The organism is Mycobacterium sp. ACS4054 (assembly GCF_001667275.1).
GTDB lineage: Bacteria > Actinomycetota > Actinomycetes > Mycobacteriales > Mycobacteriaceae > Mycobacterium.
In genome coordinates, this window is sequence record NZ_LZHV01000056.1 from 14,260 (window position 1) to 30,613 (window position 16,354).

Sequence of the window (16,354 nt, forward strand, 5' to 3'; positions counted from 1 at the left end):
GGAAATCAGGCCCCGTATACGGGAACCGGCGGCCGGGCCTTGGCGAGCAGGTCCGCGACGACGGGCCCCAATTCCGCGGGATCCCACCGCGCACCCTTGTCGATCTGCGGCCCATGGGCCCAGCCCTCGGCGATGCGGATCTTGCCGCCCTCGACCTCGAACACCTTGCCGGTGACGTCCCGCGACTCGGCGCTGCCCAGCCACACCACCAGCGGCGAGACGTTCTCCGGCGCCATGGCGTCGAAATCCTGGTCCTGCGTGGACATCATCTCGGCGAAGACGGTTTCGGTCATGCGGGTGCGCGCCGACGGCGCGATGGCGTTGACGGTCACGCCGTAGCGGCCCATCTCCGCCGCACCGACGAGCGTCATGGCCGCGATGCCGGCCTTGGCCGCGCTGTAGTTGCCCTGCCCGACGCTGCCCTGCAGCCCGGCGCCCGAGCTGGTGTTGATGATCCGCGCGTCCACGGCCTTGCCCTCTTTCGACAGGCCCCGCCAGTACGACGCGGCGTGCCGCATCGTGGCGAAGTGGCCCTTGAGGTGCACGGCGATGACGGCGTCGAACTCCTCCTCGCTGGTATTGGCCATCATCCTGTCGCGGACGATGCCGGCGTTGTTCACCAAGACGTCCAGCCCGCCGAAGGTGTCGACGGCGGTCTGGATCAGGCCGGCCGCTTCGTTCCAGTCGGCGACGTTGGAGCCATTGGCGACGGCTTCCCCACCGGCCGCGGTGATTTCGTCGACCACGCCCTGTGCCGCGCTGCCGCCGCCCGCCGGGGAACCGTCGAGTCCCACGCCGATGTCGTTGACCACCACGCGCGCGCCCTCGGCCGCGAAGGCCAGCGCATGCGCGCGACCGATACCGCCGCCCGCCCCGGTGACGATGACGACGCGGCCGTCAACCACTCCCATTGTTCGTGTCTCCTCTACTTGATCGCGCTGGCGTTCGTGGTGGCCAGGTAGTGCGGCGGTTCACCGCCGCCGTGCACCTCCAGCGAGGCGCCGCTGATGTAGGACGCCGTGTCCGACGCCAGAAATGCTGCGGCCCAACCGATGTCCTCGGGCTGAGCCAGCCGGCCCAGTGGCACGTTCTTGGAGATCGCGGCGATGGACTCGGCGTCGCCGTAGAACAGTTCGGACTGCTCGGTTTCCACCATGCCCACCACGCAGGCGTTCACCCGGACCTTCGGCCCCCACTCCACCGCAAGCGTCTGCGTGAGGCTCTCGAGGCCGGCCTTGGCCGCCCCGTAGGCGCCGGTGCCCGGTGACGGCCGTCGACCGGACAAACTGCAAATGTTGACGATCGACCCGCCGCGGTCCTGGCCTTGCATGTGCGCGTTGGCATGTTGCGAAACCGACAGCGCGCCAATCAGGTTCAACTCAATGATCTTACGGTTGAACTTCGCGCTGGACTCCGCGGTCAGCACGTACGGCGAACCGCCCGCATTGTTGACCACGACGTCGAGCCGGCCATGCGTGTCGACGATGGAATCGATCAGCGCCTTGACGGCGTCGTCGTCGCGGACGTCACAGGAGTGGAACTCATAGGGCAGGCCCTCGACGGCCCGCCGCGCGCAGGTGATGACGGTGGCGCCCTGCCCGGCGAAAACCGAGCTGATGCCGGCGCCCACCCCGCGAACCCCGCCGGTGACCAGAACCACCCGCCCGGCCAGCCCCAAGTTGATGGCGTCGGGTGCTTCGGCGCGAGTCACTGTGCTAGCGTACCAAGCAAGTGCTTGCTTAGGTAGTTACCCCACAAGGAAGTGGCACCTTGCCCATCACATCCAAAACCACCGAACCGGGCATCGTCGCGGTCACCGTCGACTTTCCCCCGGTCAACGCCATCCCGTCGCGCGGCTGGTTCGAACTGGCCGACGTCATCACGGCCGCCGGCCAGGATCCGCAGACCCATGTCGTGATCCTGCGGGCGGAGGGCCGCGGCTTCAACGCCGGGGTCGACATCAAGGAGATGCAGCGCACCGAGGGATTCACCGCGCTGATCGACGCCAACCGCGGCTGCTTCGCCGCCTTCCGCGCGGTCTACGAGTGCGCGGTGCCGGTCGTCGCCGCCGTGAACGGATTCTGCGTCGGCGGCGGCATCGGCCTGGTCGGCAACTCCGACGTCATCGTGGCCTCCGAGGACGCCACCTTCGGGCTGCCCGAGGTGGAACGCGGCGCGCTCGGGGCGGCCACCCACCTGTCGCGGTTGGTGCCCCAGCACCTGATGCGGCGACTGTTCTTCACCGCCGCGACCGTCGACGCCGCCACCTTGCACCATTTCGGCTCGGTGCACGAGGTGGTGCCGCGCGACGAGCTGGACGAGGCCGCGCTACGGGTTGCCCGCGACATCGCCGCCAAGGACACCCGCGTCATCCGGGCCGCCAAGGAGGCGCTCAACCTAATCGACGTGCAGCGAGTCAACTCGAGTTACCGTATGGAGCAAGGCTTTACGTTCGAGCTCAACCTGGCCGGGGTGGCCGACGAGCACCGCGACGCGTTCGCCGGGACGGCTAAGGGCAAGAAAGCATGAGCGACAAGAGAACCACGTTGGACGACGCCGTCGCGCAGTTGCGCAGCGGCATGACGATCGGCATCGGCGGCTGGGGCTCGCGCCGCAAGCCGATGGCCTTCGTGCGGGCGATGCTGCGCACGGACCTGAAGGACCTGACCGTGGTCACCTACGGCGGCCCCGACCTCGGGCTGCTCTGCTCGGCGGGCAAGGTCAAACGCGTCTACTACGGCTTCGTCTCGCTGGACTCCCCGCCCTTCTACGACCCCTGGTTCGCCAAGGCCCGCACCAGCGGCGCCATCGAGGCCCGCGAAATGGACGAGGGCATGTTGCGCTGCGGTCTGCAAGCCGCCGCCCAACGCCTGCCGTTCCTGCCCATTCGGGCCGGGCTGGGCAGCTCGGTTCCCGACTTCTGGGAGGGTGAGCTGCAGACGGTAGCCAGTCCGTACCCCGCGCCCGAGGGCGGCTACGAGACGCTGATCGCCATGCCGGCGTTGCGCCTGGATGCGGCCTTTGCGCACCTGAATCTCGGGGACTGCCAAGGCAATGCGGCCTACACCGGGATCGATCCCTACTTCGACGACCTGTTCCTGATGGCCGCCGAGAAGCGCTTCCTGTCGGTGGAGCGCGTCGTCTCGACCGAGGAGCTGGTCAAGGCCGTTCCCCCGCAGGCGCTGCTGGTGAACCGGATGATGGTCGACTCGGTGGTTGAGGCGCCGGGTGGCGCCCACTTCACCACCGCCGCACCGGATTACGGCCGTGACGAGAAATTCCAGCGGCACTATGCCGAGGCGGCCTCGACCGATGAAGGCTGGCGGCAGTTCGTCCAGACCTACCTTTCGGGTGACGAGGACGACTACCAGGCGGCGGTTCGCGCGTTCGCAGAGGAGGCGGCCAAATGAGCAGCACCCGCGCCGAGGTGTGCGCAATCGCCTGCGCCGACTTGTTCGAAGGAGCCGGCGAAATCATGGTCAGCCCCATGACCAACATGGCCTCGGTCGGCGCGCGGCTGGCGCGGTTGACGTTTTCCCCCGACATCCTGCTCACCGACGGCGAGGCGCAGCTGCTGGCCGACACCCCGGCTTTGGGCAAGACCGGACCCGTCGAGGGCTGGATGCCGTTCGGCCGGGTGTTCGAGACGCTGGCCTGGGGCCGGCGGCACGTGGTGATGGGCGCGAATCAGGTTGACCGCTTTGGCAATCAGAACATTTCGGCGTTCGGCCCGCTGCAGCACCCGACCCGGCAGATGTTCGGCCTGCGGGGCGCACCCGGCAACACGATCAACCACGCGACCAGTTACTGGGTGGGCAACCACTCCAAGCGGGTGTTCTGCGAGGCCGTCGACGTGGTCTGCGGCATCGGCTGGGACAAGGTGGACCCCGACAACCCGGCGTTCCGCTTCGCCAACACCTACCGGGTGGTGTCCAACCTCGGGGTGTTCGACTTCGGCGGCCCGGACCGGACGATGCGCGCGCTGACACTGCACCCCGGGGTGTCGCCCGACGACGTCCGCGAGGCCACCTCGTTCGAGGTGCACGGCCTCGACGAGGCCGGCGAGACCAGGCTCCCGACCGACGAGGAGCTGCGGCTGATCCGCGAGGTGATCGACCCGAAGTCCCTGCGCGACAGGGAGATCCGTTGATGAAATTGCGCACGCCGCTGACCGAGCTGGTCGGTGTCGAGCACCCCGTCGTCCAGACCGGGATGGGCTGGGTGGCCGGCGCCCGGCTGGTGGCCGCAACGGCCAACGCCGGCGGCCTGGGCATCCTGGCGTCGGCCACCATGACCCTGGACGAGTTGGCGACGGCCATCGGCAAGGTCAAGGCCGCCACCGACAAGCCGTTCGGGGTGAACATCCGCGCCGACGCCGCCGACGCCGGCGACCGCGTCGATTTGATGATCCGCGAGGGCGTGAAGGTGGCGTCATTCGCCCTGGCGCCCAAGCAGGAACTGATCGCCCGGCTGAAAGAGGCTGGCGCGGTGGTGATCCCGTCGATCGGCGCGGCCAAGCACGCAAAGAAGGTGGCGGCCTGGGGTGCCGACGCGATGATCGTGCAGGGCGGCGAGGGTGGCGGGCACACCGGGCCCGTGGCGACGACGCTGCTGCTGCCGTCGGTGCTGGACGCGGTGCAGGGCACCGGGATTCCGGTGATCGCCGCGGGCGGCTTCTTCGACGGGCGCGGGCTGGCAGCCGCGCTGAGCTACGGCGCCGCCGGCGTGGCGATGGGCACGCGCTTCCTGCTGACCTCCGACTCGACCGTGCCCGACGCGGTCAAGCGGCGCTACCTGGACGCCGCGCTGGACGGCACGGTCGTCACCACGCGCGTCGACGGCATGCCGCACCGGGTGCTGCGGACCGGGCTGGTCGAGAAGCTGGAAAGCGGCTCGCCGGTAAGGGGTTTGACAGCGGCGGTGCGTAACGCCGCGAAGTTCAAGAACATGTCGCAGATGACCTGGGCCTCGATGATCCGCGACGGCCTGGCCATGCGCCACGGCAAGGAGCTGACCTGGTCCCAGGTGGTGATGGCGGCCAACACCCCGATGCTGCTGAAGGCCGGGCTGGTCGAGGGCAACACCGACGCCGGGGTGCTGGCCTCCGGGCAGGTGGCCGGGATCCTCGAGGACCTGCCGTCGTGCGCCGAGCTGATCGACTCCATCGTGCGGGACGCGATCACGCATCTGCGGGCGGCGTCCGCACTCGTCGAGGGCGACGACTAAAGACCCTGGCTTGCGTTGCGGCCCCGGGTCCATCGTGGGGTCATGAGTGCGCTGACACCCGAGGCATGGCCCAAGCCATTACTGGGCGCGGTCCGTGTTTCCAACAGATACCTGCTCAACCCGCTGATGTTGCGCCTGGCCGGCCGCAAACACTGGTACGCATCGGCCATCCACCACAACGGGCGACGGTCGGGCAAGCAGTACGCCACGCCGATCGTGGCGGACCGGACGGACGACGGGTTCGTCATACCGCTGCCCTACGGCACCCGGGTCGACTGGTTGCAGAACGTCCTTGCGGCCGGGGGCGCAAGCATTTCCTCGGCCGGCGAGAGCTACCAGGTGACGCGGCCCGAGGTCATCGACGCGGCGGTCGCCATGCCCATGCTGTCGGCCGAGCGGCGACGCACGTTCGCGCGCGTCGGCATCCAGCACTACCTCAAAGTCCGGGACGCCGCACCGCGGAATTGAGCACCGCGAGACTGCAACCACGCACACGCTGCGCGGCGTGTCGCCTGCGTGGTTTCAGTGTCGCGCCGAAACACGAGACGGCGCAGGGCGTTACAGCCGCTCGATGATCGTGACGTTCGCCGTGCCGCCGCCCTCGCACATGGTCTGCAGGCCGTAGCGGCCGCCGACGCGCTCGAGTTCGTTGAGCATGGTGGCGAACAGCTTGGCGCCGGTGGCGCCCAGCGGGTGCCCGAGCGCGATCGCGCCGCCGTTGGGGTTGACCTTCTCGGGGTCGGCCTTGATCTCCTTGAGCCAGGCCAGCACCACCGGCGCGAACGCCTCGTTGATCTCGACGGTGTCGATGTCGTCGATCGACAACCCCGTCTTCTCCAGCGCGTAGCGGGTGGCCGGGATGGGGCCGGTCAGCATGAATACCGGGTCGGCCGCGCGGGCGCTGATGTGGTGGATGCGGGCGCGCGGCGTGAGCTTGTGGTCCTTGACGGCCTGCTCCGAGGCCAGCAGTACCGCGCTCGCCCCGTCGGAGATCTGGCTCGCCATTGCCGCCGTCAGCTTGCCGCCCTCGACCAGCGTTTTGAGGCCGGCCATCTTTTCCAGCGATGACTCCCGGGGACCCTCGTCCACCCGGAACGGCCCGGATTCCGTTTCCACGGTGATGATTTCGTTGTCGAAGTGGCCGCCGCGGATCGCGGCGAAGGCGCGCTCGTGGCTGGCCAGCGCGAACCGCTCCATCTCCTCGCGCGACAGGTTCCACTTCTCGGCGATCAGCTCCGAGCCGCGGAACTGCGAGATCTCCTGGTCGCCGTAGCGGTGCAGCCACTGCTTGGACTCGTTGGTCGGCGAGGTGAAGCCGAACTGCTCGCCCACGGTCATGGCCGAGGAGATCGGGATCTGGCTCATGTTCTGCACCCCGCCGGCCACGATGAGGTCGGCCGTGCCGGCCATGATCGCCTGTGCGCCAAAGGAAATCGCCTGCTGGCTGGAACCGCACTGGCGGTCCACGGTGACGCCGGGCACCTCTTCGGGGTAACCGGCGGCCAGCCACGAAAGCCGCGCGATGTTGCCGGCCTGGGCGCCGATGGCGTCGACGCAGCCGGCGATCACGTCGTCGACGGCGGCGGGATCGACGTCGACCCGGTCGAGCAGGCCGCGCCACGCATAAGCACCCAGGTCGACCGGATGTACCCCGGCGAGCGATCCACCGCGCTTGCCGACCGCGGTGCGCACAGCGTCGATGACGTACGCCTCAGCCATAGTGTCGCTCCTCCTCATCGCTTCGCTTTGCATCGTCGCCGACACGAGCCATCTTCAGACTCCTTCTTTGGTAATCCCACCGAGCACGATGGCAAGGTATTGCTGACCCACCTGCTGGGCGGTCAGCGGTCCGCCGGGTTGATACCAGCGCACCGACACCCACGTGGTGTCACGAATGAAACGGTAGACGAGGTCGACGTTGAGGTCGGGCCGGAAGTAGCCCTCGTCGACGCCCTGGTTGATGACCTCGACCCACATCTTGCGCTGCTGCCGGTTCATGTCCTCGATGTAGGAGAACCGGGGCTGCGACAACAACCGTTGGGCTTCGTCCTGATAGATCACCACCTGGGCGTGCCGATGCTCGATCGCCTCGAACGACGCCATGAACAGCCCCTTGAGCCGCTCCAGCGGGTTGGCCTCGCTGTCGACGATCTCGCGGTAGCGGGCGAACAACCAGTCCAGGAAGCTGCGGAGCACCTCGTCGACCATCTCCTCCTTTGAGGAGAAATGGTGATAGAGGCTGCCGGAGAGGATGCCGGCACTGTCCGCGATGTCTCGCACGGTCGTGGCGCGCAGGCCCCGCTCGGCGAACATGGTCGCGGCGAGTTCCAACAACTCGTCGCGTCGGCTGTTCGCCTGACCGGCCACTCGGTCCACCCGGCCACCATATCAACCAAGCGCTTGCTTGGCCAGCTAGCCGGTCACGGATGCTGGCTGGACACCGAGATGACCTCGCCGGTGAGATAGCTGGAGTAGTCACTGGCCAGGAACGCGATGGTGGCCGCGATCTCCCAGGGCTCGGCGGCGCGGCCGAACGCTTCGCCCGCGGAGAGCCGGTCAAGCAGGTCGGCCGAGGTGGTCTTGTCGAGGAACTTGTGTCGCGCGATGCTCGGGGACACGGCATTGATGCGCACCCCGTACTCGACGGCTTCGATTGCGCTGCAACGGGTCAACGCCATCACCCCGGCCTTGGCGGCCGCATAGTGCGCCTGGGAGTGCTGCGCCCGCCAGCCCAGAACGCTCGCGTTGTTGACGATCACCCCGCCGTGGTTCGCTTCGCGGAAGTACCCCAACGCCGCCCGGGTCGCCCGGAACACCGAGGACAGCGTCACGTTCAGCACGCGGTCCCACTCGTCGTCGGTCATGTCCACCACCGGCGTCTGACCGCCCAGCCCGGCGTTGTTCACCAACACGTCGAGCCGGCCCATCCGCGCGGTGGTCGAGGCGATCAGCGCCTCCACCTGCGCGGTGGAGGTCACGTCGCACAGCACGCTTTCGACCCGGCCCAACCCCAGCGCGGACAGCTCGTCGGCGGTCTCCCCCAGCCGTCGCTCGTGGTGATCGGACACCACCACATCGGCGCCCTCGGCCAGGGCCCGCCTCGCGGTCGCCGAACCGATGCCGGTGCCCGCCGCCGCCGTCACGACTACCACCTTGCCTTCCAAAAGCCCGTGCCCGGCAACCTCTTTCGGAGCTTCGGACAGGCTCATCCCTTTACCTCCCGGGGCAGGCCGAGCACCCGCTCGGCGATGATGTTGCGCTGGATCTCGTTGGATCCGCCGTAGATGGTGTCCGCACGGGTGAACAGGAAAAGCCGCTGCCATTCGTCGAACTCGCCGTCCGACAACACCATGCTCGACTTACCGACCACGTCCATGGCGAGCTCACCCAGACTGCGATGCCAGTTGGCCCACAACAACTTTGACACGTTGTCCTGGCCGGGCTGCTCGACGTCCATAGTGGCCAGCGCGTACGAACGCATCGCCCGCAGCCCGGTCCACGCCCGGGCCAACCGCTCCCGGATGAACGGGTCGTCGGCGGCGCCGTTGCGCTGCGCCAGCTCGGCGAGGTTGGAAAGCTCACGGGCGTAGCGGATCTGCTGGCCCAGGGTCGAGACTCCACGCTCGAAGGTCAGCGTGCCCATCGCGACGCGCCAGCCGTCGCCGGGTTCGCCGACCACCAGTGTGGCCTCGGTGCGGGCGTCGTCGAAGAACACCTCGTTGAATTCCGAGTCGCCGGTCAGCTGGATGATCGGGCGGATCTGCACGCCAGGCTGGTCCAGCGGCACCAGCAGATACGACAGCCCGGCGTGCCGCTTGGAGCCCTTCTCGGTGCGCGCGACCACGAAGCACCACTGCGCCCAGTGCGCCAGCGACGTCCACACCTTCTGGCCGTTGATCACCCACTCGTCGCCGTCGAGTTCGGCGGTGGTCGCCACGTTGGCCAGGTCGCTGCCGGCGCCGGGCTCCGAATACCCCTGGCACCACAGCTCGGTGACGTCGAGGATCTTGGGCAGGAAGCGCTGCTGCTGCTCGGGCGTGCCGAAGGCGATCAGCGTCGGGCCCAACAGCTCCTCGCCGAAGTGGTTGACCTTGTCGGGCGCGTCGGCCTTGGCGTACTCCTCGTAGAAGGCCACCCGGTGCGCGGTCGACAGCCCGCGCCCGCCGTGCTCGACCGGCCAGCCCAGGCAGGTCAGTCCGGCCTTGGCGAGATGCTGGTTCCAGGCCCGGCGCTCTTCGAAGGCCTCGTGCTCACGTCCCGGTCCGCCGAGCCCCTTGAGGGCTGCGAATTCGCCGACCAGATTGTCGGCGAGCCAACCGCGGACCTCCGCCCGGAACTCCTCGACGTCCTGCATGCCCTGTAGGCTAACCTACCAAGCACTTGCTTTGTTAGGAGCATCCCGATGACTGGCGACCGGCGTACCGTGCCCGCGGCGCTGGATCGTTTCGTGCACCAGTTGCCCGACCAGCCCGCGTTGGTCACCGACGAGCGTTCGTTCACCGCCACCGAGCTGCGCGACGAAGTTCACCGCGCGGCCGCCGCGCTGATCGCGCTGGGCGTGCAGCCCGGCGACCGCGTGGCGATCTGGTCGCCGAACACCTGGCACTGGGTGATCGCGTGCCTGGCGATCCACCACGCCGGCGCGGCAATGGTGCCCCTGAACACCCGCTATACCGCCGAAGAGGCGGGCGACATCCTGGCCCGCACCGGCGCGCCCGTGCTGTTCGCGATGGGCAGGTTCCTGGGCAACGACCGCGTCGCCGACTTGGGTCGCTTGGGCTCTGGGGCCCTGCCCGCCCTGCGGCACGTCGTCCGAATCCCGATCGACGCCGACGATCCTGTCCCAGGGACGTGGGACGACTTCATCGCCAACGGGACCGACACAGCAGCGGTCGCCGCCCGCGCCGCCGCCGTCACGCCCGACGACGTCAGCGACATCCTGTTCACCTCGGGCACCACCGGCCGCAGCAAAGGCGTGCTGTGCGCGCACCGGCAGTCGTTGTCGGCCTCGGCGTCGTGGGCCGCGAACGGCAAGATCACCAGCGACGACCGTTACCTGTGCATCAACCCGTTCTTCCACAACTTCGGCTATAAGGCCGGCATCCTGGCCTGCCTGCAAACCGGCGCGACCCTGATCCCGCACCTGACCTTCGATCCCCTGCGCGCGCTGCAGGCGATCGAGCAACACCGCATCACCGTATTGCCCGGGCCGCCAACGATTTACCAGACGCTGCTGGACCACCCGGCGCGCGGGGACTACGACCTGAGCTCGCTGCGGTTCGCGGTGACCGGGGCGGCCACCGTGCCGGTCGTGTTGGTGGAACGCATGCAATCCGAGCTCGACATCGACATCGTGCTGACCGCCTACGGACTGACCGAGGCCAACGGGATGGGCACCATGTGCCGGGCCGAGGACGACGCGGTCACCGTCGCGACGACCTGCGGGCGCCCCTTCGCCGACTTCGAATTGCGCATCGACGCAAGCACTCCCGGTGAGGCTGGCGAGGTGTTGCTGCGCGGACCGAACGTGATGCTGGGTTACCTCGACGACCCGGAAGCGACGGCCGCGGCGATCGACGCCGACGGCTGGTTGCACACCGGCGACATCGGCGCCGTCGACGCGGCCGGCAACCTCCGCATCACCGACCGCCTCAAGGACATGTATATCTGTGGCGGATTCAACGTGTACCCGGCGGAGGTCGAGCAGGTGCTGGCCCGCATGGACGGGGTGGCCGACGCCGCGGTGATCGGCGTCCCCGACGAACGGCTCGGCGAGGTGGGCCGGGCGTTCGTGGTGCCGCGACCGGGCGCGGAACTCGACGAGCAATCTGTGATCGCTTACACCCGTGAACATCTGGCGAACTTCAAGGCACCCCGTTCGGTGCGGTTCGTCGACGCGTTGCCGCGCAACCCGGGCGGCAAGGTGGTCAAACCACAACTGCGGGAGCTGGCCTGATGGATCTGGACCTAGACGACGAGACCCTGGCCTTCCAGGGTGAGGTGCGAGACTTCCTGGCGGACAACGCCGATGCGATCCCGACGAAGTCCTACGACAACGCCCAGGGTTTCGCGCAGCACCGGCGGTGGGACCGCGTGCTGTACGACGCCGGGCTGTCGGTGATCACGTGGCCGAAGAAGTACGGCGGCCGCGACGCGCCGCTGCTGCACTGGGTGGTGTTCGAGGAGGAGTACTTCCGCGCCGGCGCGCCGGGCCGGGCGAGCGCCAACGGCACCTCGATGCTGGCCCCCACGCTGTTCGCGCACGGCACCGACGAGCAGCTGGACCGCATCCTGCCGAAAATGGCCAGCGGCGAACAGATCTGGGCGCAAGCGTGGTCGGAGCCGGAATCCGGCAGCGACCTGGCCTCGCTGCGATCCACCGCGACCAAGACCGACGGCGGCTGGCTGCTCAACGGGCAGAAGATCTGGAGTTCGCGCGCACCGTTCGCCGAAATGGGCTTCGGGCTGTTCCGGTCCGATCCGGAAGCCGAGCGGCACCACGGCCTGACGTACTTCATGTTCGATCTCAAGGCCAAGGGCGTCACCGTGCGGCCCATCGTCCAGCTGGGCGGCGACACCGGCTTCGGCGAGATCTTCCTCGACGACGTGTTCGTTCCAGACCACGACGTGATCGGCACCCCGAACGAGGGCTGGCGGGCCGCCATGAGCACGTCGAGCAACGAGCGCGGCATGTCGCTGCGCAGCCCCGCCCGCTTCCTGGCCACCGCCGAGCGGCTGGTGCGGCTGTGGAAAGAAAACGGGTCGCAGCCGGCGTTCGCCGACCGGGTCGCGGACGGCTGGATCAAGGCGCAGGCCTACCGGCTGCAGACCTTCGGCACGGTGACCAGGCTGGCCGCCGGCGGCGAGCTGGGCGCCGAATCGTCGGTGACCAAAGTGTTCTGGTCCGACCTCGACGTGGACCTGCACCAGAGTGCGCTCGACATCCTCGCCGCCGACGGCGAGCTCGCGGGCGGCTGGACCGACGGCCTGCTCTTCGCGCTGGGCGGGCCGATCTACGCCGGCACCAACGAGATTCAGCGCAACATCATCTCCGAACGGCTGTTGGGCCTTCCCCGGGAGAAGCGGTAATGGACTTCGCACTAGACGAACAGCAGCGGGACTTCGCGGCCAGCATCGACGCCGCGCTCGGCGCGGCCGACCTGCCCGGCGCCGTCCGAGCGTGGTCCGCGGGCGACACCGCACCCGGCCGCAAGGTGTGGGGGCAGCTGGCCGACCTCGGCGTCACCGCGCTGGCGGTCCCGGAGAAGTTCGACGGCATCGAGGCGCACCCGGTCGACCTCGTCGTGGCGCTCGAACGCCTGGGACGCTGGTGTGTTCCCGGCCCGGTGGCCGAATCCATCGCCGTGGCACCGGTTTTGCTCGCCGACGATGAACGCTGCGCCGCCCTGGCCTCCGGGGAGCTGATCGCCACCGTCGCACTGCCGCCGCACACCCCGCGCGCGGTCGACGCCGACACCGCCGGGCTGGTGCTGCTGGCCACCTACGACGGCGTGAGCGAAGCGGAGGCCGGTGAGAGGCACGAGTCGGTGGATCCGAGCCGGCCACTCTACGACGTGTCCCCCACCGGACAAACCTGGCGCGCGGACCTGCAGCGCGCCTACGAGTTCGGGGCGCTGGCCACCGCGGCGCAGCTGATCGGCGCGGCCGAGGCGCTGCTGCGCGACACCGTCGACTACGCCAAGCAGCGGTCGCAGTTCGGCCGGGTGATCGGTTCGTATCAGGCGATCAAGCACAAGCTCGCCGACGTGCACATCGCTATCGAGCTGGCCCGGCCGCTGCTGTACGGCGCGGCCCTGGCGCTGGCCGATCGTCCGAGCGAGAGCGCCCGGAACGTCAGCGCCGCCAAGGCGGCCGCGTCCGAGGCGGGCCTGCTGGCGGCGCGGTCGGCGCTGCAGACCCACGGGGCGATCGGGTACACCCAGGAACACGACCTGTCGCTGTGGCTGCTGCGCGTGCAAGCATTGCGTTCGGCCTGGGGTACCCCCGAGGCGCATCGGCGGCGGGTGCTGGAGGCGCTGTGAGTCGCGCCGCGACGATGCAGAAGCTACGCGATGTGGGGGCACCACCCGCTTGCGGGGGAGAGGAGTGGCGCCCGTGAGTGAAGAACGGGAGATGCTGCGGGATACCGTCGCGGCCCTGGTGGCCAAGCACGCGAACCCGGCGGCGGTGCGCGTTGCCATCGAGTCCGAGCGCGGCTACGACGAGTCGCTGTGGCAGCTGCTGTGCGAGCAGGTGGGCGCCGCCGCGCTGGTCGTCCCCGAGGAGCTGGGCGGAGCTGGCGGCGAATTGGCCGACGCCGCAACGGTTTTGCAGGAGCTGGGGCGGGGCCTGGTCCCCTCCCCGCTGCTCGGCACCACCCTGGCGGAGCTGGCCCTGCTGGCCGCCGCCGAGCCCGACGCCGAGACGCTCGGAGCGCTCGCGGAGGGCGCCTCGATCGGCGCGCTGGTGTTCGACGCCGACTACGTGGTCAACGGTGACACCGCCGACGTCGTCGTCGCCGCCACCGACGGCCAGCTCGCACGCTGGACGCGCTTCAGCGCTCAACCCGTCGTGACCATGGACCCGACCCGGCGGGTCGCCGCGGTTTCGCCGGAGGAAACCGAGACGATCGGTGCCGACCCCGGCATGGCCGACGCCGCGGCCATTCTGCTGGCCGCCGAGCAGATTGGCGCGGCCGAACGCTGCCTGGAACTGACCGTCGAATACGCCAAGAACAGAGTGCAATTCGGCCGGCCCATCGGCAGCTTCCAGGCACTCAAACACCGAATGGCCGACCTCTACGTGGCGATCGCCGCCGCGAAGGCCGTCGTGGCCGAGGCGTGCGACGAGCCCACCCCGACCAACGCGGCCATCGCGCGGCTGGCGGCCACCGAGGCGCTGTGCGCCGCGTCCGCCGAGGGCATCCAACTGCACGGCGGGATCGCGATCACCTGGGAACACGACATGCAGCTGTATTTCAAGCGTGCCCACGGCAGCGCGCACCTGCTCAGCCCGCCGCGAGAGCTGCTTGGCCGCCTGGAATCCGAGGTACTCGAGACGTCGTGAACGACCATGTCGCGCTGCGGGGCGCCATCCCGCCGTTCCATGTGATGGACGTGTGGCTGGCGGCCGCCGAGCGCCAGCGAAGCCACGGCGACCTGGTGAACCTGTCCGCCGGCCAGCCCAGCGTCGGGGCGCCCGAGCCGGTGCGCGCGGCCGCGGCCGCCGCCCTGCACCACAACGAGCTGGGTTACACCGTGACCCTGGGCATCCCCGAGCTGCGCGCGGCGATCGCGGCCGATTACCGACGCCAAGGGCTGCGCGTCGAACTCGACGACGTGGTGATCACCACGGGCTCCTCGGGCGGGTTCCTACTCGCGTTCCTGGCCTGCTTCGACGCCGGCGACCGCGTGGCGCTGGCCAGTCCCGGATATCCCTGCTATCGAAACATATTGTCCGCGTTGGGATGTGAGGTGGTGGAACTGCCGTGCGGGCCGGAAACCCGCTTCCAGCCCACCGTGGCGATGCTCGCCGAACTCGACCCGCCGCCCCACGGCGTGATCGTCGCCAGCCCGGCCAACCCCACCGGAACCGTGATCGCGCCGGCCGAATTGGCGGCGATCGCGTCGTGGTGCGAGGCCTCCGGGGTCAGGCTGATCAGCGACGAGGTCTACCACGGCCTGGTGTACGAGGGGGCGCCGCAGACCAGCTGCGCCTGGCAGACGTCACGGGATGCCGTGGTGGTCAACAGCTTTTCGAAGTATTACGCGATGACGGGCTGGCGGCTGGGCTGGATGCTGGTGCCGCCCGTGCTGCTGCGGGCGGTGGACCGCCTGACCGGCAACTTCACCATCTGTCCACCGGTGCTCTCGCAACTCGCCGGGGTGGCGGCCTTCACCCCGGAGGCGACCGCCGAAGCCGAGGGCAACCTGCACCACTACGCCACCAACCGCACGCTGCTGCTGGGCGGGCTGCGCGGAATCGGCATCGACCGGCTGGCCCCCACCGACGGCGCGTTCTACGTCTACGCCGACGTGTCGCAGCACACCGACGACTCGATGGCCTTCTGTTCAAAGCTGTTGAACGACACCGGCGTTGCGATCGCACCCGGTATCGACTTCGACACCACGCACGGCAATTCGTTCGTCCGGCTGTCGTTCGCCGGACCGACGGGCGACATCGAAGAGGCCCTGCGGCGGATCGGCGCCTGGCTCTAGGCGTCCAAGACCTTGTCCAGGCGCGCCTCGAGCGCGCCGCGGTCGCCGACGTCGGACACGTCGATGCCGAACCGGTCTCTGAGCGTGTCGACCACGGCCGCCGCGTCGTCGAGGCGGATCTTCTCGCTGGCATCGGCGCGGTGGATGGACAGGTTCCGCCCGGCCAGGTTCAGCCGGGCGTCGTCGGTGACGCACGCGGCCATCAGCCCGGTCACGAAGTGCGACGACGGGTGCGTCGAAACGAACCAGCTGCCCACCACCAAGTCGACGTCCGGTGCGGTCCGGGTACCGAATTCGTAGAGGGGTTGCCACTCGCCGCGAACCTGCGCCTGCAGGATCAGGCCGTCGCCGCGGTCGTCGAGCCGGTACGGCTCGTGCGTCGTCTGCTGCACGGTGCCGGTCTCGATGCGCAGGGGCGACGTCGGGGTCTGCCCGCCGAAGCCCACATCAACGAGGTAGGAACCGTGCGAGCCGGGAAACGTCACCGCCAGCACGGTGTGCGTCTGCGGCGGCGGCGACGGGGCGTCGGGCGGCCGCATCCACACCACCCGGCCGGCCAGGCGGCGCACCCGAAAGCCGAGATCGGCCAGCACGTAGCCCATCAAGCCGTTGTTCTCGTAGCAATAGCCCCCGCGGCGCCGACGAACGAGCTTGCCGGCGAGCGCCTCCGGGCTCAAGTCGTCGACCGGCACGCCCATCACCGGATCGAGGTTCTCGAAGGGAATCGCCCTGGTGTGGGCGCTCACCAACGCCTGCAGGACCTCGAGGTTGGGCGCCGTCGCGCCGCCATAGCCGATCCGATCGAAGTACTCGCCCAGGTTCAGCGTCATGACGCCATTGTGCTGCCAAGGCCATCGGCAGGCGTGCGGCGGCCGGTAGCGGGTATGCGTCGCAATAGTTCGGTCCCCGAC

At 69.1% G+C, this 16,354-nt stretch carries 17 protein-coding genes; 10 read left to right on the top strand and 7 right to left on the bottom strand.

The window, feature by feature from the left end:
* Positions 1-5: 5 nt before the first annotated feature.
* Both A5730_RS15995 and A5730_RS16000 read right to left on the bottom strand, forming a co-directional pair.
* Entirely contained in the window at positions 6-911 is a 906-nt protein-coding gene (locus tag A5730_RS15995; protein ID WP_067902231.1) for an SDR family oxidoreductase, read from the bottom strand.
* Between the two features lie 14 nt (positions 912-925).
* Complete coding sequence (locus tag A5730_RS16000) at positions 926-1,711, bottom strand: SDR family oxidoreductase (RefSeq protein ID WP_197506276.1); 786 nt, start codon at positions 1,709-1,711, stop codon at positions 926-928.
* Positions 1,712-1,770: 59 nt separating this feature from the next.
* Between A5730_RS16000 and echA20 the strand changes: the two genes are divergently transcribed.
* The 5 genes from echA20 to A5730_RS16025 are packed head-to-tail and all read left to right on the top strand — an operon-like array spanning position 1,771 to position 5,694.
* Positions 1,771-2,529, top strand: coding sequence for a (7aS)-7a-methyl-1,5-dioxo-2,3,5,6,7,7a-hexahydro-1H-indene-carboxyl-CoA hydrolase (echA20, locus tag A5730_RS16005; RefSeq protein WP_067902234.1), 759 nt, complete (start codon positions 1,771-1,773; stop codon positions 2,527-2,529).
* Positions 2,526-3,410: a cholesterol ring-cleaving hydrolase subunit IpdA gene (gene ipdA, locus A5730_RS16010; protein WP_067902235.1), complete on the top strand. Its 885-nt coding sequence runs from the start codon at positions 2,526-2,528 to the stop codon at positions 3,408-3,410. Before echA20 ends, ipdA begins: the two co-directional genes overlap by 4 nt.
* On the top strand, positions 3,407-4,150 hold the full coding sequence (gene ipdB / locus A5730_RS16015) for a cholesterol ring-cleaving hydrolase subunit IpdB (RefSeq protein ID WP_067902237.1): 744 nt from the start codon (positions 3,407-3,409) through the stop codon (positions 4,148-4,150). The genes ipdA and ipdB overlap by 4 nt, the downstream gene beginning before the upstream one ends.
* Positions 4,150-5,226 (top strand): (3aS,4S,5R,7aS)-5-hydroxy-7a-methyl-1-oxo-octahydro-1H-indene-4-carboxyl-CoA dehydrogenase, encoded by a 1,077-nt coding sequence (gene ipdC, locus A5730_RS16020; RefSeq protein ID WP_067902238.1) that lies wholly within the window; start codon positions 4,150-4,152, stop codon positions 5,224-5,226. The genes ipdB and ipdC overlap by 1 nt, the downstream gene beginning before the upstream one ends.
* 42 nt (positions 5,227-5,268) lie before the next feature.
* Positions 5,269-5,694, top strand: a complete 426-nt coding sequence (locus tag A5730_RS16025) for a nitroreductase (protein ID WP_067902241.1) — start codon at positions 5,269-5,271, stop codon at positions 5,692-5,694.
* Positions 5,695-5,784: 90 nt separating this feature from the next.
* Here A5730_RS16025 and fadA6 read toward each other — a convergent pair whose 3' ends face one another.
* From fadA6 to ipdE1, 4 genes are read right to left on the bottom strand one after another with little or no spacing between them, the layout of a single operon-like run.
* Entirely contained in the window at positions 5,785-6,945 is a 1,161-nt protein-coding gene (fadA6, locus tag A5730_RS16030; RefSeq protein ID WP_067902245.1) for a steroid 3-ketoacyl-CoA thiolase FadA6, read from the bottom strand.
* A 54-nt stretch (positions 6,946-6,999) separates the two neighbouring features.
* Positions 7,000-7,602: a TetR family transcriptional regulator KstR2 gene (gene kstR2 / locus A5730_RS16035; RefSeq protein ID WP_156745831.1), complete on the bottom strand. Its 603-nt coding sequence runs from the start codon at positions 7,600-7,602 to the stop codon at positions 7,000-7,002.
* A 44-nt stretch (positions 7,603-7,646) separates the two neighbouring features.
* On the bottom strand, positions 7,647-8,435 hold the full coding sequence (gene ipdF / locus A5730_RS16040) for a (5R,7aS)-5-hydroxy-7a-methyl-1-oxo-2,3,5,6,7,7a-hexahydro-1H-indene-carboxyl-CoA reductase (protein WP_067902249.1): 789 nt from the start codon (positions 8,433-8,435) through the stop codon (positions 7,647-7,649).
* The gene (gene ipdE1 / locus A5730_RS16045) at positions 8,432-9,580 is read right to left on the bottom strand and encodes an acyl-CoA dehydrogenase IpdE1 (RefSeq protein WP_067902252.1); all 1,149 of its coding nucleotides are present in this window, start codon (positions 9,578-9,580) and stop codon (positions 8,432-8,434) included. The genes ipdF and ipdE1 overlap by 4 nt, the downstream gene beginning before the upstream one ends.
* A 48-nt stretch (positions 9,581-9,628) precedes the next feature.
* On the opposite strand from ipdE1, the gene fadD3 reads away from it, so the two are divergent.
* The 5 genes from fadD3 (at position 9,629) to A5730_RS16070 (ending at position 15,443) form a co-directional block, all read left to right on the top strand.
* Positions 9,629-11,182 carry a 3-((3aS,4S,7aS)-7a-methyl-1,5-dioxo-octahydro-1H-inden-4-yl)propanoate--CoA ligase FadD3 gene (gene fadD3, locus A5730_RS16050; protein WP_067902255.1) on the top strand — a complete coding sequence of 518 codons (1,554 nt, stop codon included), beginning with the start codon at positions 9,629-9,631 and terminating at the stop codon, positions 11,180-11,182.
* Complete coding sequence (locus A5730_RS16055; protein ID WP_067902257.1) at positions 11,182-12,315, top strand: acyl-CoA dehydrogenase family protein; 1,134 nt, start codon at positions 11,182-11,184, stop codon at positions 12,313-12,315. Before fadD3 ends, A5730_RS16055 begins: the two co-directional genes overlap by 1 nt.
* Entirely contained in the window at positions 12,315-13,268 is a 954-nt protein-coding gene (locus A5730_RS16060; protein ID WP_067902268.1) for an acyl-CoA dehydrogenase family protein, read from the top strand. Before A5730_RS16055 ends, A5730_RS16060 begins: the two co-directional genes overlap by 1 nt.
* A 73-nt stretch (positions 13,269-13,341) precedes the next feature.
* On the top strand, positions 13,342-14,292 hold the full coding sequence (locus A5730_RS16065) for an acyl-CoA dehydrogenase family protein (protein WP_067902420.1): 951 nt from the start codon (positions 13,342-13,344) through the stop codon (positions 14,290-14,292).
* Positions 14,289-15,443, top strand: coding sequence for a pyridoxal phosphate-dependent aminotransferase (locus A5730_RS16070; RefSeq protein WP_067902271.1), 1,155 nt, complete (start codon positions 14,289-14,291; stop codon positions 15,441-15,443). The genes A5730_RS16065 and A5730_RS16070 overlap by 4 nt, the downstream gene beginning before the upstream one ends.
* Here the strand turns inward: A5730_RS16070 and A5730_RS16075 are convergent.
* The gene (locus A5730_RS16075; RefSeq protein ID WP_067902274.1) at positions 15,440-16,273 is read right to left on the bottom strand and encodes an arylamine N-acetyltransferase; all 834 of its coding nucleotides are present in this window, start codon (positions 16,271-16,273) and stop codon (positions 15,440-15,442) included. The two genes, A5730_RS16070 and A5730_RS16075, sit on opposite strands and share 4 nt — an antisense overlap.
* Between the last annotated feature and the right edge of the window lie 81 nt (positions 16,274-16,354).

Excerpts from the sequence above, each read along its gene's own strand:
- fadD3 (WP_067902255.1), top strand. The coding sequence starts at position 9,629 with ATGACTGGCGACCGGCGTACCGTGCCCGCGGCGCTGGATCGTTTCGTG.
- ipdE1 (WP_067902252.1), bottom strand. The coding sequence starts at position 9,580 with ATGCAGGACGTCGAGGAGTTCCGGGCGGAGGTCCGCGGTTGGCTCGCC.
- fadA6 (WP_067902245.1), bottom strand. The coding sequence starts at position 6,945 with ATGGCTGAGGCGTACGTCATCGACGCTGTGCGCACCGCGGTCGGCAAG.
- A5730_RS15995 (WP_067902231.1), bottom strand. The coding sequence starts at position 911 with ATGGGAGTGGTTGACGGCCGCGTCGTCATCGTCACCGGGGCGGGCGGC.
- A5730_RS16075 (WP_067902274.1), bottom strand. The coding sequence starts at position 16,273 with ATGACGCTGAACCTGGGCGAGTACTTCGATCGGATCGGCTATGGCGGC.
- ipdB (WP_067902237.1), top strand. The coding sequence starts at position 3,407 with ATGAGCAGCACCCGCGCCGAGGTGTGCGCAATCGCCTGCGCCGACTTG.
- A5730_RS16055 (WP_067902257.1), top strand. The coding sequence starts at position 11,182 with ATGGATCTGGACCTAGACGACGAGACCCTGGCCTTCCAGGGTGAGGTG.
- ipdA (WP_067902235.1), top strand. The coding sequence starts at position 2,526 with ATGAGCGACAAGAGAACCACGTTGGACGACGCCGTCGCGCAGTTGCGC.
- ipdF (WP_067902249.1), bottom strand. The coding sequence starts at position 8,435 with ATGAGCCTGTCCGAAGCTCCGAAAGAGGTTGCCGGGCACGGGCTTTTG.
- A5730_RS16025 (WP_067902241.1), top strand. The coding sequence starts at position 5,269 with ATGAGTGCGCTGACACCCGAGGCATGGCCCAAGCCATTACTGGGCGCG.
- A5730_RS16060 (WP_067902268.1), top strand. The coding sequence starts at position 12,315 with ATGGACTTCGCACTAGACGAACAGCAGCGGGACTTCGCGGCCAGCATC.
- ipdC (WP_067902238.1), top strand. The coding sequence starts at position 4,150 with ATGAAATTGCGCACGCCGCTGACCGAGCTGGTCGGTGTCGAGCACCCC.